Origin of the sequence: Paraburkholderia rhynchosiae (genome assembly GCF_002879865.1) — a bacterium.
GTDB lineage: Bacteria > Pseudomonadota > Gammaproteobacteria > Burkholderiales > Burkholderiaceae > Paraburkholderia > Paraburkholderia rhynchosiae.
Window position 1 is genome coordinate 1 of sequence record NZ_PNXY01000033.1, and the last position, 22,411, is coordinate 22,411.

The window sequence follows — 22,411 nt, forward strand, 5'->3', positions numbered from 1 at the left end:
CGGCTCGTCAGACGGGCATCGCCCAGATTTGCCGCGCCGAATTCGATGTCGGCCCAGTCGTCCTGGTCATCCTGATTGTCGGTCGAAGGCAATTACGTGTAGTTCCTGTGGCGGTGCCTCAAGTTAACACCGCCTCAAGCTGTTTACAAGCGCTATCCCCGCGCAGATGTGGGTAATCCTGAGACTTAAGACAGGGGTGAGCGTGGCGCGGCGTACGGCTGTGGCGCGCCTATTCGATGTAGCCGTGTTCGCGGGCCCACACCATCGCGTCGTAACGCGTCGAAACGCCGAGCTTGTTCAGGATATTGCGCACGTTCCATTTTGTTGTGCCGACAGAGATGTTCAACGTCAGCGCGATGCGCTTGTTCGACATGGCCTGCGAGATCAACAGGAGAATCTCGCGCTCGCGCGGCGTAAGGTTCACGCTTTCGTTCTGCAACGATTGCACGGTGGATGATTTACCGAACCGCACGGGCGACGCGTGCCGGTCATTCGACACGTCGAGTTTCTCGAGCACCGTTTCAAGCAGCGACGCTGCGGACGAAGTCAGCGACGGGTCACCGCGCAGTGTGGCGAGATGCACGGCGACGGGCTCGCCGTCGTCGATGAACGTGCGCACGAGTCCCAGATCGGCGCTTGCATTGAGCGCTTCGATCAGGCTCTGACGAGCAGCGTCCGTTTGCTCCAGCGAATCCCACGCCGCGGCGGCGAGCAGGTTCACCTGCACGAGGATTCTTGCGCGGCCGGCCGCGCGCGCGAATGCCCGTACCTCGTCGAGCGCCGCCAGCGCTTCTTTTGCGTTGCAGTCCACGAGCGCCAACCGCGCGCACGTCAGCATGGCGACCGCGCGGATTTCGGCGCCCGTGTCAGCGGCGCCTCGCGGTGTATTGGCGAGCATCTTCAACCTGGCCACGACGCCCTGCGCTCGCACGTGATCGCCGTCGCCGAGCAGAATGCGTGTCTGCTCCGCCAGCATGACGGCGGCTGGCCGCGGCAGGTTCATGTCGTGGAAATGCTCGGCCTGCTTCTGCAGGAAAGCAAGGGCCGCCTCCGATCCCTGGTCGAGGCGATCGAGCCGCGCATGGCACAGCGACGCCTCGATCATCACCTCCGGCCACGATGCGCCGAGCAGGCCGGTGCGGTTGGCGAGCACGTCGCGTGCGTCGCCAATGAGGTCGAGCTCGTAATATGCGTCGCTTAGCATCGCCGCGCACAGGCCGGCGGGCACCGAGTGCCGTCCGTGCGCCGCCTCGGCCTGTTCGAGCAGCGCCGACGCGAGGCGCGCCGTCTCGCGGACATGACCGTGTACGAGATGCGCGGCAGGCAGTGTGGCTTCGAACATCAGCGCGATTTCGCTACCCTGGTCGGCGCTCGGGACGGCATGCTCATCATGCAGGCTCAACGCTTCCCGCAGGCGGCCGACGTGCGCATACGCAGTGACGAGCGCGGCGATGTGGACATACCGGAGCGTGCGGTTCACAGGCCACGTCGCGGGCTCACGCGCGAGCAGTTCGATGACTCGCTCGCTCTGGTCGCGCTGTGTGGCGATAGTCGCCTCGGCGAGCGCAAGCTGCGCATGCATGCCCGGATGCAACGTCGACTCGCTGCGCCTTAACTGCTCCAGCCAGCGTTGCGCGTCTCCGGGGCGTGCGCTCAACGCGCAACTCAGGCAGGCAAGAAACGAGAGTTGCGGATGGGCGACGAGTGAATCCTGCGGCAGGTGGTCGAGTAGCTGAACCATCGCGCAGACCGCGCTGAAGCGCCAGTCGGGCGGCATGGACTGCTCGATGGTCTGCACCGCGAGTCCGAGATCGCCGCCGAGATTCGCATGGCGGACCGCATCGACCAGCATCTGATGGCTGGCGAACCATACGCTCGCGCGACGGTGCAGCGCCTGCACGACGTCGTCGCCGCGTTGCGCGAGCCGCTTGCAGAGAAATTCGCCAAGCAGAGGATGAAAGCGATACCACGGCGTGCGATCGTCGGTTTCGACGCGCTGGATCAGCAGGAATTCTTCTTCGGCGCGCCGCAGCAGATCGTCGGATCGAGCGTTCTGCGTCGCCTGCGCTGCCAGTGCGGCGTTGAAGCGCCGCAGCGGCGCGAGCGTTTCCAGGAACGCGATCATCTCGGGCGGCGCCGGCGCAATCACGTCTTCGGCAAGGTAACTCTGCAGAGCGCCTGAGCGGCGCAGCAGCACCGTCAACTGGCTGCGCGTGGCCGGACGGTTACGCAGCATGATTGCGACCAGTTGCAAGCTCGCGGGCCAGCCGCGCGTGACGTCCTGGATCAGTTGCAGTTCGTTGGCCGTGAGCTTCATCGTCGTGAGATTCTGCTCGAAGAACGCCTGCGTCTCGTCGAGGCTGAAGAGCAGGTCTTCGAAGCCCACCTCCGCGAGCTGCCCGGACACGCGCAAACGGCTCAGGCCGAGCGGCGGCGTGATGCGCGAGGCAATCACGATGTGCAGATTCGCGGGACTGTGGCTCACGAGCTTCTGCATCAGTTCGTGCACCCAGGCATCGTCGACATGCTGAAAGTCGTCGATGAACAGATAGAGGTCCTTCGCAACGCGCTGCACGCCGGCGATGATCGTCGCCGCCACGGGCTCGATGGGCCACGGGCTCTCGTTGCGGCCCACCGCAAGCGGGCCGTCCGCCTCGACGCCAAGACGTGCGAGCGCACCGAGCAGGTCGCGGCAGAACACCTCCCGGTAGCGATCGTCCGCCGTGAGCGCGAGCCAGGCGACTTCGGCGCCTGCCTTCATCAGTTCCTGACGCCATTGCACCAGCAGAATGGTTTTGCCGAAGCCCGCGCTGCCTGTCACGAGCGTGAGGGCGCAATGCTGAGCGTCTCGCAGACGCTCGAGCTGTTTCTTGCGGACGATATGGCGCGGGCTGATGCGAGGCGGCGCGAATTTCGCCGGTACGTTGGGTTCGTCGAGTGGCGGTGTCTGGAACGTCATGGTTTTGCTTCGTCGGTGACGGGATGCTAGCACGTCTGTCACGCGCGCAAACCCCGTCTTCTCCCTGGTCTCGTCCGTGCGTTTCCACTAACGCCCCCCCGCAAATGAAGGGGAATCCGCGCGGCTCGCGGCCTATCGTTGGAAGGCACAAACGGCGCTGCCGCGCCGCGCGAGATCACTCACAGAAAGCGAATTTTCATCAGGACTGGCACGGATCGATTGGGGAGCAAATTGATGAGCGTCACATTTGAACTGAAGGGCCCTGTGGCCTGGATCACCCTCGCGCGTCCCGACGCGATGAACGCGCTGTCGCGCGACATGGTGGAAGGCATCACGGCAAAGCTGGTGGAATGGCGGAACGACCCACGCGTGCGGGTCGTCGCCGTGACGGGCACGGGCCGCGCGTTCAGCGCCGGCGCCGACCTGAAGACGGCCGGAGCACCCGCGCAGCCGGGCGAAAAGGACTTTCTCGACAAGATCATCGATCTGTTCGACACGATGCGCGCGTTTCCACGTCCCGTGATTGCAGCAGTCAACGGCCTGGCGCTCGCGGGCGGCCTCGAAGCCGTCATGACGTGTGACTTTGTGATCGCCGCCCAGAGCGCGCGCTTCGGCGACGCCCATTCGAACTTCGGCGTGTTTCCGGGCGGTGGCGGCGCGGCCGTGCTGCCGCGCAAGATTCCAGTGAACATCGCGAAGTATCTGCTGTTCACGGGCGACTCCATCTCCGCACAGGAGATGAAGCAATACGGGCTCGTCGCCGAAGTTGTCGCGGATGCGGAACTGCTCGACCGGGTGCAGGCGATCGGCGAGAAGCTGGCGGCGAAAAGCCCGCTGGTGCTCGCAAAGATGAAGCGCGTCGCGGACGAATCGGCAGACAAGCCGGTCGCGGACGCGCTGCGTCACGAAGTGCTGGAACTGCGCAATCACCAGCGCTCGTACGACATTCAGGAAGGGCTGCGCGCGTTCGTCGAGAAGCGCAAGCCGGAATTCAAGGGCTACTGATCGTTGCACGGTAGCGCATGAGCGGGTGACCGACACGCATCTCAGTAGCGCGCGTGGGACCGCTTATGAGACGAACAGAATCATTCGAACTGGAGAAGACATGGAAGACATCTATATCGTCGGCGTGAGCATGACGCCGTTTGGCCGCCACATGGACAAAAGCGTCAAGCAGCTCACCGCGTGGGCGGTCGAGGACGCCCTGACGGACGCGGCCTGCGACCGCAAATGGATCAGGGCTGCGTTCTTCGGCAACACGGCGCAAGGCCATTTCGACGGCCAGCACATGATTCGCGGCCAGGTGGCGCTGCTGCCGCTCGGGCTGGGCGGCATTCCGATTTACAACGTGGAGGGCGCGTGCGCGTCGTCGAGCGCGGCGTTCAATCTGGCCGTGACGCAGTTGCGCGCGGGTGCGGCGGACGTTGTGCTGGCAGTCGGCGCCGAGAAGATGTACTCGGACGACAAGGCGAAGATGTTCTCGTGCTTTGAATCGGCATGGGATATCGAGACCTTCGAGGAAAACAAAAGTTACCTCGCGGGCATGGGCAAGGAAATCGTGCCGCCACCCGGTTCGCAGTCCGACAAACCGTACAGCCCGTTCATGGACGTCTATGCCGCGCTCGGACGTGCGTTCATGTCGCGCTTTGACATCACGCAACGGCAGATCGCGGCTGTCGCGGCGAAGAATCACAACCATTCGGTGCACAACGAGCGCTCGCAATATCGCAAGCCGATGACGATCGACGAAGTGCTGGCCGCGCCGCCCATCACCTATCCGATGACGCTGCCGATGTGCTCGCCGATTTCCGATGGCGCGGCCGCCGCGATTCTTTGTACCGAAAGCGCGTTGAAAAAGTATGGTTTCGATCGCAAGCGCGCGATCAAGGTGATGGCGAGCGTGTTGCGCTCGGGTTCCGCACGCGCGGCGGACGACTACGCCAATGCCTGCACCCCGCAAGCCGCAAAGGATGCGTTCGAACAGGCAGGCATCAGCCCGTCGCAAATCAACGTCGCCGAGTTACACGACGCAACCGCGATCGGCGAGCTGATCACGTTCGAAGGTCTGGGTCTGCGCGAGCCGGGCGCGAGCGGTGTTCTCGCGGAACGCGGCGAGACATCGCTCGGCGGCTCGATCGTGGTCAATCCGTCGGGCGGCCTTGAGTCGAAGGGACATCCGATCGGCGCCACGGGTCTCGGTCAGATTTTCGAACTGGTCGAGCAGCTGCGCGGCAACTGCGGACCGCGTCAGGTCGAAGGCGCCCGCTTTGCGATCCAGGGCAACGGCGGTGGCCTTTGGCGCGTGGAAGAGGCACTGGAGCACATCGCCATTCTCGGTAAGGCGTAACGGCGGGAGGCGCGGCGCGCCGACGCGCTTGCGTGCATGCGCGATAAAGGACGCCAGCAGGTGCTGCGGCGTCCTGTTGTCGTTCGTTAGCTGGCCACGCGCTGCGTCGTTTGTCCACATCATTTGCTAGTCGGTAGTCCAGCGGGGGAGTCGTTCAATGGTTGAAATCAGTTGGGAACGGAGCGTAGCGATCCTCACGATGAGCGGGGCAACGCCTTGGAACGTGATGGATCGCGCAATGCTCGAGCAATTGGGCGCGGCGCTTCCTGAAGTCGTCGCGCGAGGGGCGCGGGCCATCGTATTGACCGGGGCGGGGCGTGTGTTCTCGGCGGGTGGGGACGTCAATGCATTCAACGCGCTTGCACAGGAAGGCGCCGACGCGCTGTCGAGCGGCATCGGCGTGCTCATGGAGGACCTCGGCAACCCGATCGCGCGCTTCATCGCCGAGTCGCCGGTGCCCGTGGTCAGCGCGGTCAACGGACCATGCGCAGGTGGCGCAATGGGCTATGCGCTTGCCGCCGACATCGTGCTCTGCGCGCGCTCCGCTTATTTTCTCGTTGCTCAGGTTGCGCAGCTCGGCGTGGTGCCGGATCTCGGCATCAATTGGGTGATTGCGCGCGCGCTCGGACGTCCGCGCGCGCTCGGCATGGCGTTGCTCGGCGATCGCATCAGCGGCGAGCAGGCGGAGCAGTGGGGCCTCGTATGGCGCTGCATCGACGACGCGGAACTGATGCCGCAAGCACTCGCGTTCGCGCAGAAACTTGCGGGGCTGCCGAAAGACGCGGTAGTCGAGTGCCGGCGTCTTGTCGACGGCGCGGGCCACGTCTCGATCGGGCAGTCGCTCGCCGCCGAGCGTGAAGTGCAGCGCGGCCTCGTTCGCTCGTCTTTCTTCCGCGACGCCTGTGCGATGTTCGCGGCGAAGTAACGCTGACGAGAAAAGAGGGAGAGGGCGCGTCTCGCGTTCGCGCCGGGCGTCGAGCGACAGCACGAAAAAGCCCCGGTATCTATGAACGGATACCTGGGCTTTGCTCTTGCACGTGCGCGAATAGCGACTAAAGCAGTGCTCAGAGATTGCGCGAGATGATGAGCTTCTGGATGTGGCTCGTGCCTTCGTAGATCTTCGTAACACGCACGTCGCGGTAAAAGCGCTCGACTGGGAAGTCGTTCAGATAGCCATAACCGCCATGAATCTGCAGCGCATCTGAACAGACCTTCTCCGCCATCTCGGTGGCAAACAGCTTCGCCATCGACGCTTCTTTCGTGCACGGCAAGTCCGCCGCACACAGCCGCGCCGCATGAATCACGAACTGATGCGCGATCTCGACCTGGGTCGCCATGTCGGCAAGGTCGAAGGCGACGCCTTGCAAGTTGATGATCGGAGCACCATAAGCTTCGCGCTCCTTGGCGTAGCGCACAGCGGCGTCGAGCGCGGCGCGCGCGGTCCCGACTGCGATAGCGGCGATCGCAATGCGCCCTTCGGACATGCCGCGCAGCATCTTCTTATACGCACCGCCTTCCTCGCCGATGATGTTGCCGGTGGGCACGCGGCAGTCGATCAACTGGATTTGCGCGAGATGCGCCGAACGCTGACCCAGCTTGTTCTCGACGCGCGCAACCTGATAGCCCGGCTCGGATGTGTCGATGATGAACATGCTCGTGCCTTTCTTGCCCGAGCCCTGATCGGTGACTGCAAGCGCCACGGCCACGCCGGCCTTGTTGCCGTTCGAGATGAACTGCTTCGTGCCGTTGAGCACGTAATGGTCGCCATCGCGCCGAGCGGACGTGCGGAACGCAGCGGTGTCGGAGCCTGCTTGCGGCTCCGAAAAGAGCCCCGCGGCATAGGTCTCGCCCATTACCAGGCGAGGTAGAAAGCGCCGCTTCTGTTCTTCCGTGCCCTGTGCCGCGATCAGGCCGGTGATCGTGTTGTGCACGTGGACGACCGTGGCAAAACCCGCGTCGGCGAACGCCAGTTCCTCAATGGCGAGGCAGTACTCGACGAAGGTGGCGCCCGAGCCGCCGTGTTCCTCCGGCGCGAGCATACCCAGGAAGCCGAGCTTCGCGACAGCGTCGAGTTCGTCTGCCGGCCACGCGTGGGTGCGGTCGCGTTCGGCGGCCGTCGAGGCGACGATTTCCGTTGCGACGGTGCGCGCCGAGTCGCGGATCATCACTTCCTGTTCGCTCAGGAATGCTGCTGATACGTCGGTCATTTTCTCTCTCTCGTGGTGTGCCTTGCGTTCAACTATGAACGCCGCGCCGGGCGCGCGCCCCTGTCCTCCTGGGGGGAGAGAGGCCGCGGAATGCGTGCCCCCCAAATCTGGACGGGGGCCGGGCTGCACCACGTCCTCTTATGCTGGCTCCGTAGCATGCAAAGAAAAACACGGCGTGACGCCTGTCGCGATGCGATCTCGCGCCGCGCCAGACGGGTTCATTCATCTATTCGAGACTTTGGAGAGACGTCCATGAGTATCCGCTTCGACGGAAAGGTTGCGCTGATCACAGGCGCGGGCGCAGGCCTCGGCCGCGCACATGCGCTCGCATTTGCCGCACGCGGCGCGAAGGTGGTGATCAACGATTTCGGCGGCAGCCGTGATGGCACGGGCAGTTCGACAACCGCGGCGCAGGCCGTGGTCGACGAGATCCGCAAGGCTGGCGGCACCGCGATCGCAAATGGCGCGAACGTCGCGGACCCGGCACAGGTTCAGGCGATGATCGAGCAGACGATGGCCGAGTTCGGCCGCATTGACATCCTCGTGAATAACGCCGGCATTCTGCGCGACAAGAGCTTTGCGAAGCTGCAGGCCGAGGACTTCAAGCTGGTGCTGGACGTGCACCTGAACGGCTCGATCAACTGCTCGAAAGCGGTGTGGGACATCATGCGCGCCCAGCAATATGGCCGCATTCTGATGACGACTTCGGCGGCGGGCATGTACGGCAACTTTGGCCAGGCGAACTATGGCGCTGCAAAGATGGCGCTGATCGGCCTGATGAACGTGTTGAGCGTGGAAGGCCGCAAGAACGACATCAAGGTGAATACGATTGCGCCTGTCGCGGCCACCCGTATGACGGAAGACGTGATGTCCCCCGAGGCGCTGCAACGCATACAGCCGGAGCGCGTGACGCCGGGCGTGCTGTATCTGTGCAGCGAGCAGGCGCCTACGAAGGTGATTCTCGGCGCTGGCGGCGGCACGTTCTCGACGGCAACGATCATGGAGACCGCACCCGTTCATCTGACCGACGCCGAACTGACGCCGGAAGGCGTGGCGGCGCGCTTTCCGCAGATCGCCGACTGGAGTACGGCGCGCGCCTATGCGGAAGTGCTGGAGCAGGTGCAGGTGTTTCTCGCGCCTGCCGCGTGATTGACTAATGAGTGCCGTCGCAAGTCGATGAAGTTTGAGCACCGCGTTCTGTCAGGACGCGGTGGAGCGCGCACATAGCGCGAAATTCATTGAGTACAAGGGTATCGCCGGACACGTATCGTAGATGACTCTCATGCGATACGTTTGCCGCCTCGACGGTCAAACCGTGAGGCGGCGTTTTTACGCGCGGCTTCTTTTATGCACGGCCGGACTCAGACGACTGTTTTGCGGCGCGATGCGCGGCGCAGCCGATAACACAGCGCCGCGCATCGTGAGACGAGATCGCTAATTGCACGCGCTTACCCCACGCGGCGCGACTCGCCTTTCCAGTACTTTTCGCGCACTTGACGTCGCAGTACCTTGCCGACCGCGCTCAACGGTAGCGTCTCGACGAAGCTGACACTCTTTGGCGCCTTGAAGCGCCCAACCGAGCGCTTGACGTGCTCGATCAGTTCCTCGGCGCTCACCTGCATGCCTTCCTTCAGCACGACTTCGGCATGCACGGTTTCGCCCCACTCGGCGTGCGGAATGCCGACCGCCGTCGACATGCTCACAGCCGGATGCGAATTCAGCGCGGCCTCGACCTCGATCGCGTAGACGTTGAAGCCACCGCTGATGATCACATCTTTCTTGCGATCGACGATGAACAGATAGCCCGCGTCGTCGAGATAGCCGAGGTCGCCGGACTTCCAGAAGCCGTCGACGAACTCAGCCGCGGTGCCTTGGGGATTGTTGAAGTATCCGCAGATCGTGCCCCGGCAGCGCACGCAGATTTCGCCGGTCTCGCCCAGGGGGACGTCGTTGCCTGCGTCGTCCATGATCCTGAGTTCAATGCCCGTGCCCACGCGGCCCGCGGACGCGAGGCGCCCCGTCTCGACAGCGGTCAGGTGATCGGCTTTCGACAGTATGCCGACGATCTGAAGGCACTCGGTCGCACCATAGATCTGCTGGAAGATATTGCCGAAACGTTCCTGCGCGAGGTTGAGCTTCGCCGGGCTCATCGGCGCGCCGCCATAGTAGATCGTGCTGAGCGACGAGAGGTCGTAGGCGGTCGTCTCCTTCACTTCGAGCAGCCGGTAGATCAGCGTCGGCACGAGCAGCGCGTTCGTGATCCGCTCTGTCTGCACGTTGATGCACCACTGCCGCAGGTCCGGGACATTCTGCGTGACATTGCAGCCGCCGCGAAAGTAGGTGGGCAGCACGCTGAAGCCGGAAGCATGGCTGATGGGCGCCATATGCAGATTGCGCGTCGTGTCGTGGAAGGTTTGCTCGTTCTCGAAGTATGAGGCGTCGCGCATGGCCATCCAGTTGTCGATGGTGTACTGCGCGCACTTGCTCTTGCCGGTCGTGCCGCCCGTGAAGCGATAGATGAGAATATCGTTCAGCGTGTCGCTTTCGACATTGGGATTGGCGTCGCTGCTACCTTCAACGAGATCCCAGAAATAGTGGAGCCCCTCGCGCGGCGTCTCGGGCGGGTCCATGCAGACCACCACGATGCCGCGCTCCGCCACGATGTCGAAGTAGCTCGCGAGCAGCGTATTTTCGATGAACACGACCTTCGGCTTGATGAAGTCCGCTTGCCAGCAGTGCTCCTCGAGGGAATCGCGGAAGTTCGTGTAGACCGCGCCGGCTTCCCCCTTGAGTGCCGTCCATGCGTGCAGCAGCGACATGTTGTCGTTGTCGAGCAGACACATGTATGCGTCGCCACGGCGCAGGTGCAGGCGATCGCGCATCATGTTGACGATCCTGTTGGTCACCAGATGCAACTCTTTGAACGTGTACCGTCGTTGCCGCTCGATATTGACGAGTGCCTCGTTGTCAGGGTACCGCATTGCGGTATAGCCGAACGTCCGTGCAAAGTTCATTTTCATCTTACGTCTCCAGATTTTTCTCGTCGGCTCAACCGGTTCGCGCCGCGCCTGCGCGGTCCAGCACTGCGCGGATTTTAGGCGCCTGCAATTCGTGTGGCCCCTTTCTTTTTGTGGGGTCCAGACGCGGCCGCCCGGCGCGGCCAGTGTACGCGCCAGGCGTCCTCGCGTGCCGCCTCGCCGGTCCCAAACCACGTAAACCCGCCCCCCCTCCTTTTTACAGGGGATGAAGCGGCTCGGGTGCTGGCAACTTATGTCATAGCTATCCGGCATTGGGCATGGACCGCGCGAGTCACTTGACTGCTGAAGCGGCGTGAAGTGGAGGGTGCCCGAGTACGGATCACGCAAGCATCACCGGGGAGGCTTGACTACACGGAATCCTTAGCAATGAAAACAAAAGGAGACAAACAGATGTTTTGCAGAAACGAGAAAGACCGCGGGGCCACGACCCTGCCGCGCCTCACCGTGCTGGCCGGCCTGATCGCCGCCGCCATCCCATTGCATGCGTACGCGTTCAGGATCGATGCGGGTTCATCGGACTGGGAGGTGAACTGGGACAACACCTTCAGCTACAACCTCGGCATGCGTGCGCGCGGCATCGACCCGATGATCGGCAACAATCCGAATTACGACGACGGCGACTATAAGTTTCGTCACACGGGCGACATCGTTACGAACCGCGTCTCTATCCTCTCCGAGTTTACCGCCGCCTACCAGGGATACGTGGGTATCCGTCTTTCGGGTTCGGCGTGGAAGGACTTTGCGTACGGCAGCGGCAATGTGACGAATCCTGGCGCCTACGCGCCCGGCGTCTCGTACCAGTCGTTGCGCGCATATCCGAATGGCACCTATGGTTCCTACACGAACCGCTACTACGTCCAAGGCGCGCAACTGCTCGACGGCTTTGCGTTCTACAACACGCAGATTGCAGGCCGTGCGGTCTATCTGAAGGCCGGCCAGTTCACCGAGTACTGGGGCAATTCGATGTTGTCCCCGACTCAGGGCATCTCGTACGCTCAAGGCGCGACGGACGGCATCAAGGCCTATAACTCGCCGGGCACGCAGACGAAAGAACTACTGCTGCCGCGTCCGCAGATCAGCCTGACGGCCCAGGTCACGCCCGAAGTGTCCGTCTCCGGCCAATATGAACTGGGGTGGACCTCCAACCGGCTACCCACGGGCGGTACGTATATCGAGGCGAACGACTCCGTGGCCCAAGGGCCGTCGGGGCTTTTCATCACGACATTGCCCGGAGCGGTGCGCCCCATCCTCGGGTTGCCGCCGGGCGGGCCGTTCGGCTACGTGATCCCGCAAGGTCCTTCGATCAAGCCGCCGCAAGTGGATAACAATTTCGGCATCAAGGTCGGCTGGACCCCGGAGTTCCTGCACGGCGGCATGGGCTTCTATTTCCGGCGCCTGGACGAAACGCAGCCGTGGGTGCTGGCAAACTGGAAGACCGTCCCCGCGCTGAACCGCGCGTTGCCGACCGACTACCACCTCGCCTATAACCGCGGCGTGCAGCTGTTCGGCTTCAGCCTGGATACGACGGTTGGCAGTACGGCCGTGGGCTTCGAAGCATCGTACCGTCACAACACCGCGCTCAATACCGCGCTCAGCCCGGCCATCGCGAACCAGACGACAGGCGCGAAGGGCGACATTCTCAACATCGTCACGAATGCGATCGTTCCGTTGCCGCGCACGCCGCTCTGGCAAACGGGCACCCTTACGGCGGAGCTGAACTATACGCGCCTGCTGTCCGTCACGCAGAACGCGGCGCTGTTCAACGGCGTGGGCTATGCGGGTTGCCCGAGCAACAACAAGTGGAACGGCTGCTCGACGAAAGACTATGTAGGCGCGGGCTTCGTATTCGCGCCGCAGTGGCTGCAGGTGTTTCCTGGCATCGACCTGAGCATGCCGACATCGTTCTCGGGCGGACTCTACGGCACCACGCCGATCAACCCTGGCTCTTCGGCGGGCGGCCAGGGCTTCTTCACCTATTCGATCGGCGTGCAGGCGCTGATTCGCCAGCGGGCCACGCTGACGCTTTCCTACATCGGCTACCACGCTCACGTGAACACCACCGCGGTCACGCCGAGCGGTCTGCCATACAACAGCACCGGCAACGGTCTGATCGACCTCAACGACCGTCCGTGGGTCTCGCTGACCTTCCAGTCGTCGTTCTAGGATTCATCGCAAACAGGAGAAAGACGTATGAAAACTCTGCTTCATGTGGCCGCGGCCGGCCTCGTGACATTGCACGCCGCCGGCGCATTGGCCGCCGTCTCGGCGGACGAAGCCCGCCAGCTCGGCACCACGCTCACGGCATTCGGCGCGGAGAAGGCGGCCAGCGCGGATGGCGTCATTCCCGAGTACAAAGGCGGGTTGACCTCGCCGCCCGCCGGTTATTCGGCCTCGAGCGGCAAATGGCCGGACCCGTTCAAGAGTGAGAAGCCGGTCGCGAGCATCACGGCCGCGAACATGGCGCAGCACGCCGACCGCCTCACGCCGGGCGTGCAGGCGCTGCTCAAACGCTTCCCGGAATATCGCGTGGACGTCTATCCGACGCATCGCTCGATGTCGTATCCGCAATGGGTGCTCGATAACACGCTGAAGAACGCGACCACTGCGAAGCTCGTCGGCAAGGTGGAAGGCGACGGCGTGGAAGGGGCGTTCGGCGGCGTGCCGTTCCCGATTCCGAAGAACGGCTATGAGGTGATGTGGAACGCGCTCCTGAGCTATCAGCGCACGCAGTTCTCGGTGACGAACTTCGGCGGCTGGCTCGTCGACACGTCGGGTGGCCGCACGCAATTGCCCGTGCTGAACTTCGTCGAATACCGCCCGTATTACGACCCGAAGAACGCGGACAGCAAACAGGGTTATCCGTACGACCGTCTGTGGGCGCAGATCCAGACGCCGCCGACTCTGGCGGGCCAGACCGCTCTGGTCAACTACTCGATGAACTATTCCGAGCGCGACCAGGAAAGTTGGGCGTACTTTCCGGCGCAGCGCCGCGTGCGCATGGCGCCCGACTACAAGTACGACACGCCGGCGGCGAGCTACGGCGGCGTCGAGTTCTGGGACGAAGCCGGTCTGTTCCGCGGCCGTATGGACCGCTTCGACTTCAAGCTGATTGGCAAGAAGGAGATGATCGTCCCCTACAACAACTACCGTCTCTCGCAGCTTTCCCCTGACGACGTGCTCGGCCAGAAGAACGTCAAGCCCGATGCGATGCGCTGGGAGCGTCATCGCGTGTGGGTGGTGGAAGCGACGCTGAAGGCGGGCGCACGCCACGCCTATGCCAAACGCGTGCTCTACATCGACGAGGACGGCTGGACCTTCCTCGAAACGGACGGCTATGGCCACGACGGCAAGCTGTGGCGCGTCGGCCTCACGCATACGTTCCCGTTCTATGAAGGCGGCGGCATGTATACCTTCCAGAACAACTTCTACGATCTCCAGAAGGGCAATTACTTCATCACCGGCACAACGGCCGAAAACGGTCAACCGCTCGTGCGCCCGTCGGACAAGTTCGACAAGGGCAATCTCTTCACGCCTGCGGGCATGGCGGGAACCGGCTTGCGCTAGAGCGTGAACCGTCGTTAATGAAGCGTTGGTGAGCCTCATTCGCCCTTTGCCGGCATGCGTCGGCGAAGGGCGGCTCCAGAGCGCAAGATCGAGGAAGACGATGCGGCAAATGAATCATCGAAGAACTCCGCGCGCGGCTTCGCTGCTGCTCGTGCTCGCCGCGTGCGTCCTTGACGCGCAAGCCGCTCCCCCTGCGGCCCCGGCACAGAAAGGTTCGTTCGTCGATCCGCTGGACGCCCCCGCGCTGATGCACGGCGACGTAGCGGCGCGGCCCGTCATGGCCGTGGCGCGAGCCGGCACGCGTCTCGTTGCGGCCGGCATGCGCGGCCTGATCATCGTGTCAGACGACGCAGGAAAGAGTTGGCGGCAGGCTGCTGTGCCGGTTCGCAGCGACCTCTTAGCGCTGAGTTTCCCGACTGCGCACGACGGCTGGGCGGTGGGCCACGACGGCGTGGTGCTGCACACTGCGGATGCGGGTAGCACGTGGACGCGCCAGTTCGACGGGCGCGTGGCCGCCGCTTCGCTGGCGGCCTCGTACAAGCTGGGAATCGCAGCGGGCGACACCGCGTTACAGCCTTACCTCGACCAGATCGTGCTGAACTACAGGCAGGGCCCCTCGCTGCCCCTGCTCAGCGTGTGGTTCGACGATGCACAGCATGGCATGGCGGTCGGGCCGTTTGGCTCGGCCATCGCGACGAGCGACGGCGGCAAGACCTGGCTGCCCATGCTCGAACGCATCGACAATCCGCAGTTTCTGCATCTGAACGCGATTCGCGGAATAGCGGGCGAGGTTTTCATCGCGGGCGAGAAGGGCACGGTGTTTCGCCTCGACAGATCGACCGGAAAGTTCGCGTCGCTCGAGACGGGCTACGCGGGGAGCTTCTTCGGCATTGCGGGCGACGAGCGCGCGCTGTTCGCCTACGGACTGCGCGGCACCATCTACCGCAGCACGGACCTCGGCACGAGCTGGGCCGCGTTGAAGAGTCCGCTGCATGGCGCCGTCACGAGCGCGGCGCCGATCGAATCGCGTCACGCGGTGGTGTTCGTCACGTCGAGCGGCGAAGCCACGCTCTACGACGAAGCCACCGATTCGTTCAGCCCATTGAAGACGCGTCATGCGGCGGCGTTGACAGGCGTCGTGCCGCTTGCCGCCGACACGCTCGCGCTCACGTCGCTGGCCGGCACGAGCGTCGCATCGGCACGCTAACGAGCCGCTGAACCAGCAAAGAGAATATCGCTATGAATCCCCAAACTCAACGTGGCGACGCCACGCCGGTCGTGCGCTCCCGAGCGGAATTCGAAGCGAAGTCGGGATCGCGGCTGGAATGCCTGATCTTCAATAACCGGCTGTGGATCGTGTCGGTATGTGTCGTGCTGACCGCGCTGCTGGGCTTCCAGGCCGCCCGGTCCAACGTGAGCGCGAGCTATGAACGGATGATGCCGCAATCGAGCCCGTTCATCCGCAACTACCTGGCGAACCTCGATTCGCTGCGCTCGCTCGGCAACTCCGTGCGCGTGGTCGTCGAGAATCGCAACGGCAGCATCTACGACCCCAAGTACCTCAAGGCGCTGCGTGACATCAACGACCGCGCGTATCTGTTGCCGGGCGTCGACCGGGCCTTCGTGAAGTCGCTTTGGATGCCGGTGGTGCGCTGGGCCGAAGTGACGGAGACGGGCTTCCGGGGCGGCCCTGTCATGCCAGACGACTACGACGGTTCGGCCCCGAGCATCGCGAAGCTGCGCCAGAACGTGGCGCGTGCGGGCATCGTGGGATCGCTCGTCGGCGACGATCTGCAATCGAGCACCATCTTCCTGCCGCTGCTCGACCACTACGCGGACACCGGCAAGCCACTCGATGCGCGCGCGCTGCACGACGCGCTCGAACAGATTCGCCACGACCACGCGCGCGACGGCATCGAGATTCATGTGACCGGCTTCGCGCAACTCGTGGGCGACCTCATAGAAGGGCTGCTGCAGGTGGCACTCTATTTCGCCGCAGCCGCTGCGCTCGCCACCGCTGTGATTTACGCGTACACGCGCTGCGCGCGCAGCACCGCCCTCGTGATCGGCTGCTCGCTTGCGGCCGTCGTGTGGCAGCTCGGCATTGTGCATCTGCTCGGCGTCGATCTGGATCCGTACTCGATCCTCGTGCCGTTCCTCATCTTTGCGATCGGCGTGTCGCACGGCGCACAGAAGATGAACGGCATCATGCAGGACATCGGCCGCGGCACCGACCGCTACGTTGCCGCGCGCTATACCTTTCCGGCGTCTCTTTCTCGCCGGCCTGACCGCGCTGCTGGCGGACGCGGTCGGCTTCGCCGTGCTCATGCTTATCGACATCCCCGTAATACGCGGGCTCGCAGTGGCCGCCAGCGCCGGCGTGGCGGTGCTGATCTTCACGAATCTGGTTTTCCTGCCCGTCATGCTTTCGTACACGGGCGTGAGCACCGCCGCTGCGTCGCGCAGTCTGCGGGCCGGCAAGCGGCATCCGCTGGCGACGCTGCTCGTGCCGTTCACGCGGCGCACGCCGGCTTGTATCGCCGTCTCGCTGGCTGCGGTGTTGCTCGCGGGCGGCCTGCTCGTGGCGCAACATCTGAAGATCGGCGACCTGGACCCGGGCGCGCCGGAATTGCGTGCGGATTCGCGCTACAACCGGGACAACGCGTATATCGCGAGCCATTACGGACTGTCGACCGACCAGTTCGCCGTGATCGTCAAGACGCGGCCTGGCGGCGTCAATGAGTATCGGACGCTGATGGAGATGGACAACCTCGAACAGGTGCTGCGCGACGTCGACGGAGTGCAGACCACGCAGTCGATCAGCGGTGTAAGCCGCCGCAATACGGCTGCGGGCTTCGAGGGCGATCCGCGCTGGATGACGATCAGCCGCGATCCGTTCATCTCCACCGACGCGGTCAACAACGCGTACGTGGCGAATCCCGAACTCGTGAACGGGGCTCGCTCCGTCGCGCCGGTGATTGCCTATCTGGCCGATCACAAGGCGAAAACGCTTCAGCAGGTCGTGAAAGCGGTCGAAGGATTTGCCGCGCAGCACGGCACGGCGACGCTCCAATTCCTGCCGGCCGCCGGCAACGCGGGCATCGAGGCGGCAACCAACATCGCCGTCGAGAAGGCGAACAGGATGATGCTCGTGCTCGTCTATGCAGCCGTGATCGCGCTGTGCTTCGTCACGTTCAGAAACTGGCGCGCCGTGGCGGTGGCGGTCGTGCCGCTCCTGATCACGTCGATTCTCTGCGAGGCGCTCATGGTCGCGCTCGGCATAGGCGTGAAGGTCGCGACGCTGCCCGTGACGGCGCTCGGCGTGGGCATCGGCGTGGACTACGCACTTTATCTGGTCAGCATCCAGTTGGCGCTGCAACGACAGGGCGCGACGCTGGAAGAGGCTTATCGCGAGGCACTGGGATTCACCGGCAAGGTAATCGCGCTGATCGGCGTGACGCTCGCGGTGTCCGTCGTAACGTGGGCCTGGTCGCCGATCAAATTCCAGGCCGACATGGGCGTGCTGCTGACTTTCATGTTCGTCTGGAACATGGTGGGAGCCCTCGTGCTGATTCCCGCGCTGTCGCACTTTCTGCTGCAACGTGCTCCGGCGGGGCGCGCGAATTGTGCACACGCGATGGCCGATTAACTGGCAGACGGCTAACGGTGCCGCGCACAGCAGCGAGCGCTCAGGCCCGCGCCAGGCGCGCAATAACATCAAGCAAAGGAGAAGGCGGTGAAAGTACTGGTGGCAGTCAAGCGCGTCGTGGATGCGAACGTGAAGGTCGGTGTGAAATCGGATGGTACGGGCGTCGACATTGCCAACCTGAAGATGTCGATGAATCCGTTCGACGAGATCGCAGTCGAGGAAGCCGTACGGTTGAGGGAAGCCGGTGTGGCAAGCGAAGTGATCGCTGTGTCGTGCGGCGTTGCGCAGGCTCAGGAGACGCTGCGCACGGCGCTGGCGATCGGCGCGGATCGCGCGGTGCTGGTTGAATCCGCAGCGGAGCTTCAGCCGCTGGCGGTTGCAAAGCTGTTGAAGGCGCTAGTCGACAAGGAGCGGCCTTCACTGGTGATTCTCGGCAAGCAGGCCATCGACGACGATTCGAACCAGACGGGCCAGATGCTCGCTGCGTTGGCCGGACTCCCGCAGGCCACGTTCGCTGCGAAGATTGTCGTCGCGCGCGGACGGGCCACGGTTGCACGTGAGGTGGATGGCGGCACGCAAACGCTGTCGTTGCAGCTGCCGGCAGTCGTGACGACCGACCTGCGCTTGAACGAACCGCGCTACGTGACGCTGCCTAACATCATGAAGGCAAAGAAGAAGCCGCTCGAAACGCTGAAGCCGGAAGAACTGGGCGTCGATGTCACGTCGCGCCTGAAAACCCTTAAGGTCAGCGAACCGCCGAAGCGGAGCGCCGGCGTGAAGGTGGCGGACGTGAAGGCGCTAGTCGAGAAACTGAAGACCGAGGCCAAGGTGCTTTGATACGGGCACGCGGAGACGAAAGACATGACGATTCTGGTAATTGCTGAACACGACGCGCCGAAGAACCTCCCCTCGGAGGGTAGCGCGTCTTTAAAAACTGCCACGCTGAATGCCGTGGCTGCTGCACAGAAAATCGGCGGCGATGTGCATGTGCTGATCGCGGGGCACCACGTTCGGTGCGTGGCGGAACAGGCCGCGAAGATCGCGGGCGTTTCGAAGGTGTTGCTGGTGGATGCGCCGCAACTCGAAGCGGGTCTCGCTGAAAATCTGGAGGCGACCGTCCTGTCGATTGCGAAGAATTACTCGCACATCCTCGCTCCAGCCACTGCGGCGGGCAAGAACATCGCGCCGCGTATTGCCGCGAAGCTCGACGTGGCGCAGATCAGCGACATCATCGCCGTAATCGCTCCGGATACGTTCGAACGTCCGATCTATGCGGGCAACGTGATCGCGACGGTACATTCTGCGGACCCCGTCAAGGTCATCACCGTGCGCACGACGGCGTTCGACGCCGTGGGAAGCGTCGGCGGCATCGCTACGGTCGAGCAGATCGAAGCGCCGGCGGATAGCGGCCTGTCGCAATTCGTGAGCCGCGAAGTGACGAAACTGGACCGGCCGGAGTTGACGAGCGCATCGGCGATCGTCTCGGGCGGCCGGGGTCTCGGCAGCGGCGAGAACTACACGAAGGTGCTCGAGCCGCTGGCCGACAAGCTTAATGCGGCCCTCGGCGCTTCCCGTGCGGCCGTCGACGCGGGCTACGTGCCGAACGACTACCAGGTGGGCCAAACAGGCAAGATCGTCGCGCCGCAGTTGTATATCGCGGTGGGCATCTCGGGCGCGATCCAGCATCTGGCCGGCATGAAGGACTCGAAGGTGATCGTCGCGATCAACAAGGACGAAGAGGCACCGATCTTCAGCGTGGCCGATTACGGCCTTGTCGGCGATCTGTTCTCCGTTGTCCCGGAACTCGTGAACGCTGTTTGAGAATCAGCGGCTCAGTCGATCAGCTTCTGGTTGCGCGCCCAGACCATTGCGTCATAGCGGCGCGAGACGCCGAGCTTGGAGAAGATGTTGCGCAGATTCCACTTCACCGTTTCAACAGTGATGTCGAGCGCAAGCGCGATGCGCTTGTTCGACATTGCTTGCGCCACGAGGGCAAGGACCTGTACCTCGCGTTGCGTGAGCGTGGCGTGGCCATTACGGGCGCTACTGCCGCTGCTGCTGTTGTTTTTTGCCGGCGACGGAGCGAGACGTCCCGTTGGCGTCCCAGCCGGGTAGGTAGCCAGTAGCTCTTGCGCAAACTGTAGCGCGGAACCCTGAAGCACCTGCGCCTGCACGACTAGCGCCAGTTCGTCGCGCGCGAGTGCGCCTTCGTCGAGGAACGTGCGCATGAGGCCGTAGCGGCAACCGGATTGCACGGCGCGGCTGCGTGATGCCATTGCCTCGTCGGCGCGGCCGAGGCTCGCTAGCACACGCGCGGAAAGCAGGTCGATCAGCGTAAGGAGACGGCCCCGTCCAATCGATAGCGCGTGCTGTCGCGCGGTCTCAAGTGCTTTCCGTGCGCGCAGCGGGTTGCTCGAAAGATCCACGCGGGCATGGGACAGCGCGGCGGCGATGCGGATCTCCACGAGGAACCCGTGGCTGTGCTCGTACTGGGCGGCGAGCGTGTCGAGCGTTTGCAAAAGCGCATCGGTCTCGGCACGATTGCCCCGGTTCACGTGGATGCGGACCTGCTCGGCCAGCATCAGCGCGAACGGCCGATCATATCCGAGGCCGCGAAAGCGCGTGGCCTGTTGGCGCAGGAACGTGAGCGCCGTACCCGCGCCCTCCTGCAGGAGATCGAGGCGCGCGCGGCACAGCGATGCGAGGAGAGTTACCTCGACGCCGGATGACTCCAGCAGGCCATGCCGATTGGCGAGCGTCTCCCGTGCGTCGTCGATCCTGTTCAACTCATAGTGCGCATCGGCGAGAAAGGCCGAGCAGACATTGGCGCAAACCGACCGCTCGCCGAACCGCTTGAGCGCCCGCGCGTGGAGCGTTGCCGCGAAGCGGGCCGCCTCGCGCGCGTCGCCTTCGAGCAGCAATGCCAGCGCATGTGTGCTCTCCGCGATGATCGTCATGTCGTTGTTGCGATCGGCGGCGGGGATGGGCTGGCTTTCGAGCAACGCCCGCACATCCGCGTACCGTCCCACTCCGGCGTAGGCCACCGACAACACCGACAGCATCAGATAGCGCAGGAACGGATCGCCGGCAGTGTCGAAACGATGCGATTCCAGCAGATCGATCGTCTGCTGCGTGTCGTCACGCTGCAGCGCGATAACTGCGCGCACGAGCGGCAGACTGCGCGCCGCACCCGGCCAACACGCGGCGTCGTTGACGCCTAGTCGCTCAAGCTGCGCCTCCGCGTGCGCCGGCAGTGCCGTCAGCGAAATAGCCAGACAGGTGAGTTCCGCGAGATGTGGGTGCGCAAGCAGCGTTTCCCGCGGCAGCCGTTCGAGCAGCATGAGCACGGGGCCGAAGTAGCCGAGCGTCCAGGTAGCTGGACCCGCCTGTTCGATGACCTGTGCAGCCAGTTCGACATCGCCGGCCAGATTCGCGTGACGCACGGCCTCGGTAACCAGCTTGTGCTCGGCGAACCAATGGCTGGCGCGCCGGTGCAGATGCGCGAGTGTCGCGGTGCCGCGCCGTTGGACGCGCGTGTCAAGGAACTCGCCGAACAGCCGATGGAAGCGGAACCACGGCAGTTCGTCATCCAGATCGACGCGCTGAAGCGGCAGGTTCTCGAGTTCCATTCGCGCGAGCAGATCGGCGGCGTGCGAATGACCCGTGACGAAGGCCGCGAGCGGTGCGTTAAAGCGCCGGAAAAGCGACATGTCCTCGCAAAACGCGACGAGATCTGCCGGTAGCGTGGCCATTACTTCTTCGCTGAGCCATATTTGCAGATCGTTCGAGCGCCAGACGAGATTGCTCAGCCGGTTGCGCGCGGCCGGCCGGTTGCGCAGCATGATGACGATCAGTTGCAGGCACGACGGCCAGCCGCCCGTCAGATCGTGAATCATGCCGGTGTCGTCGGTGCTGATCTTGCCGGGGCCGAGGTTGCCTTCGATAAAGCTGCGCGTTTCCGTGGACGAGAAGGGCAGCCTTGCGCTGTCGAGTTCGACCACCTGATCCATCACTCGAAGACGGCTCAGGCCGAGCGGAGGAACCGCACGCGACGCAATCAGCAGATGCAGATTCGCGGGGCACCGTTCGAGCAGCCGCTGTATTAACCGGTGAGCGCCGGCATCTTCGACGTGATGGTAATCGTCGAGGATCAGGTACAGCTCGCCCGTCAACGGTTGGATCGCGCTCAGTATGAACGACACCGTTTCATCGATCGAGACCGCACTCGCGCGATCGACAGGCAACGCCAGTTCCGCCGCGACGCCGAGTTTTTGCAACGCCGCGAAGAAGGCGAAGCAGAATTCGGCGAAGCCTTTGTCGTCGCTAGTCAGCGAGAGCCACGCGACGCGCGCGTTGTCTTGCATGCAGCGCTGGCGCCATTGCGCAAGCAACGTGGTCTTGCCGTAGCCTGCGCTTCCCGTGATCAGCGCTAACGTGCGTTGCTGGATCTGCGCGAGCTGGACCAGCAGATCGGCGCGCGCGACGTGTTGCGCGCCGATGCGCGGCGGTGCAAACCGTGTCTCAATCAGCAGTCTGTTCAATGGCATTGTCGAAACGTCGCCTGCGATGACTGGCGGTGTATGGCGGTGTATGGTGGTGAATGGCGGCGAATGGCGGCGAATGGCGGTGAATGGCGGTGAATGGCGA

At 63.7% G+C, this 22,411-nt stretch carries 13 protein-coding genes and 1 pseudogene; 10 read left to right on the forward strand and 4 right to left on the reverse strand.

Going from position 1 to position 22,411, the window contains the following annotated elements; all coding sequences use genetic code 11:
- Nucleotides 1-229: 229 nt before the first annotated feature.
- Complete coding sequence (locus C0Z16_RS30430; RefSeq protein WP_102635760.1) at nt 230-2,959, reverse strand: LuxR C-terminal-related transcriptional regulator; 2,730 nt, start codon at nt 2,957-2,959, stop codon at nt 230-232.
- 234 nt (nt 2,960-3,193) lie between these two features.
- Between C0Z16_RS30430 and C0Z16_RS30435 the strand changes: the two genes are divergently transcribed.
- The 3 genes from C0Z16_RS30435 (at nt 3,194) to C0Z16_RS30445 (ending at nt 6,231) form a co-directional block, all read left to right on the forward strand.
- Complete coding sequence (locus C0Z16_RS30435; protein ID WP_102635761.1) at nt 3,194-3,964, forward strand: enoyl-CoA hydratase/isomerase family protein; 771 nt, start codon at nt 3,194-3,196, stop codon at nt 3,962-3,964.
- Between the two features lie 100 nt (nt 3,965-4,064).
- On the forward strand, nt 4,065-5,306 hold the full coding sequence (locus C0Z16_RS30440; protein ID WP_102635762.1) for a thiolase family protein: 1,242 nt from the start codon (nt 4,065-4,067) through the stop codon (nt 5,304-5,306).
- Between the two features lie 157 nt (nt 5,307-5,463).
- A complete protein-coding gene (locus C0Z16_RS30445; protein ID WP_102635763.1) occupies nt 5,464-6,231 on the forward strand; it encodes an enoyl-CoA hydratase-related protein in 768 nt (255 codons plus the stop codon).
- A 139-nt stretch (nt 6,232-6,370) separates the two neighbouring features.
- Here C0Z16_RS30445 and C0Z16_RS30450 read toward each other — a convergent pair whose 3' ends face one another.
- Nucleotides 6,371-7,513 carry an acyl-CoA dehydrogenase family protein gene (locus tag C0Z16_RS30450; RefSeq protein WP_102635764.1) on the reverse strand — a complete coding sequence of 381 codons (1,143 nt, stop codon included), beginning with the start codon at nt 7,511-7,513 and terminating at the stop codon, nt 6,371-6,373.
- A gap of 252 nt (nt 7,514-7,765) precedes the next feature.
- Here C0Z16_RS30450 and C0Z16_RS30455 point away from each other — a divergent pair, with 252 nt between their 5' ends.
- Nucleotides 7,766-8,662 (forward strand): SDR family oxidoreductase, encoded by an 897-nt coding sequence (locus C0Z16_RS30455; protein WP_102635765.1) that lies wholly within the window; start codon nt 7,766-7,768, stop codon nt 8,660-8,662.
- A gap of 299 nt (nt 8,663-8,961) precedes the next feature.
- Here C0Z16_RS30455 and C0Z16_RS30460 read toward each other — a convergent pair whose 3' ends face one another.
- Nucleotides 8,962-10,533 carry an AMP-binding protein gene (locus C0Z16_RS30460; RefSeq protein ID WP_102635766.1) on the reverse strand — a complete coding sequence of 524 codons (1,572 nt, stop codon included), beginning with the start codon at nt 10,531-10,533 and terminating at the stop codon, nt 8,962-8,964.
- Nucleotides 10,534-10,941: 408 nt separating this feature from the next.
- Between C0Z16_RS30460 and C0Z16_RS30465 the strand changes: the two genes are divergently transcribed.
- The 6 genes and pseudogenes from C0Z16_RS30465 to C0Z16_RS30490 all read left to right on the forward strand — a co-directional run bounded on the left by C0Z16_RS30465 (nt 10,942) and on the right by C0Z16_RS30490 (nt 19,585).
- On the forward strand, nt 10,942-12,714 hold the full coding sequence (locus C0Z16_RS30465) for a DUF1302 domain-containing protein (RefSeq protein ID WP_158244540.1): 1,773 nt from the start codon (nt 10,942-10,944) through the stop codon (nt 12,712-12,714).
- Nucleotides 12,715-12,741: 27 nt separating this feature from the next.
- Nucleotides 12,742-14,115, forward strand: coding sequence for a DUF1329 domain-containing protein (locus C0Z16_RS30470; RefSeq protein WP_102635768.1), 1,374 nt, complete (start codon nt 12,742-12,744; stop codon nt 14,113-14,115).
- A 109-nt stretch (nt 14,116-14,224) separates the two neighbouring features.
- Nucleotides 14,225-15,322 carry a WD40/YVTN/BNR-like repeat-containing protein gene (locus C0Z16_RS30475; protein WP_158244541.1) on the forward strand — a complete coding sequence of 366 codons (1,098 nt, stop codon included), beginning with the start codon at nt 14,225-14,227 and terminating at the stop codon, nt 15,320-15,322.
- Between the two features lie 32 nt (nt 15,323-15,354).
- Nucleotides 15,355-17,764: pseudogene (locus C0Z16_RS30480) on the forward strand (efflux RND transporter permease subunit).
- Nucleotides 17,765-17,851: 87 nt separating this feature from the next.
- Nucleotides 17,852-18,601: an electron transfer flavoprotein subunit beta/FixA family protein gene (locus C0Z16_RS30485; protein WP_102635770.1), complete on the forward strand. Its 750-nt coding sequence runs from the start codon at nt 17,852-17,854 to the stop codon at nt 18,599-18,601.
- Nucleotides 18,602-18,625: 24 nt separating this feature from the next.
- Nucleotides 18,626-19,585, forward strand: a complete 960-nt coding sequence (locus tag C0Z16_RS30490; protein WP_102635771.1) for an electron transfer flavoprotein subunit alpha/FixB family protein — start codon at nt 18,626-18,628, stop codon at nt 19,583-19,585.
- An 11-nt stretch (nt 19,586-19,596) separates the two neighbouring features.
- Here C0Z16_RS30490 and C0Z16_RS30495 read toward each other — a convergent pair whose 3' ends face one another.
- A complete protein-coding gene (locus tag C0Z16_RS30495; RefSeq protein WP_102635772.1) occupies nt 19,597-22,311 on the reverse strand; it encodes a LuxR C-terminal-related transcriptional regulator in 2,715 nt (904 codons plus the stop codon).
- Nucleotides 22,312-22,411: the final 100 nt, after the last annotated feature.

What these genes read in the sequence shown, in the direction of transcription:
- C0Z16_RS30430 (WP_102635760.1), bottom strand. Translation starts at nt 2,959, where the DNA reads ATGACGTTCCAGACACCGCCACTCGACGAACCCAACGTACCGGCGAAA.
- C0Z16_RS30435 (WP_102635761.1), top strand. Translation starts at nt 3,194, where the DNA reads ATGAGCGTCACATTTGAACTGAAGGGCCCTGTGGCCTGGATCACCCTC.
- C0Z16_RS30440 (WP_102635762.1), top strand. Translation starts at nt 4,065, where the DNA reads ATGGAAGACATCTATATCGTCGGCGTGAGCATGACGCCGTTTGGCCGC.
- C0Z16_RS30445 (WP_102635763.1), top strand. Translation starts at nt 5,464, where the DNA reads ATGGTTGAAATCAGTTGGGAACGGAGCGTAGCGATCCTCACGATGAGC.
- C0Z16_RS30450 (WP_102635764.1), bottom strand. Translation starts at nt 7,513, where the DNA reads ATGACCGACGTATCAGCAGCATTCCTGAGCGAACAGGAAGTGATGATC.
- C0Z16_RS30455 (WP_102635765.1), top strand. Translation starts at nt 7,766, where the DNA reads ATGAGTATCCGCTTCGACGGAAAGGTTGCGCTGATCACAGGCGCGGGC.
- C0Z16_RS30460 (WP_102635766.1), bottom strand. Translation starts at nt 10,533, where the DNA reads ATGAAAATGAACTTTGCACGGACGTTCGGCTATACCGCAATGCGGTAC.
- C0Z16_RS30465 (WP_158244540.1), top strand. Translation starts at nt 10,942, where the DNA reads ATGTTTTGCAGAAACGAGAAAGACCGCGGGGCCACGACCCTGCCGCGC.
- C0Z16_RS30470 (WP_102635768.1), top strand. Translation starts at nt 12,742, where the DNA reads ATGAAAACTCTGCTTCATGTGGCCGCGGCCGGCCTCGTGACATTGCAC.
- C0Z16_RS30475 (WP_158244541.1), top strand. Translation starts at nt 14,225, where the DNA reads ATGAATCATCGAAGAACTCCGCGCGCGGCTTCGCTGCTGCTCGTGCTC.
- C0Z16_RS30490 (WP_102635771.1), top strand. Translation starts at nt 18,626, where the DNA reads ATGACGATTCTGGTAATTGCTGAACACGACGCGCCGAAGAACCTCCCC.
- C0Z16_RS30495 (WP_102635772.1), bottom strand. Translation starts at nt 22,311, where the DNA reads ATGCCATTGAACAGACTGCTGATTGAGACACGGTTTGCACCGCCGCGC.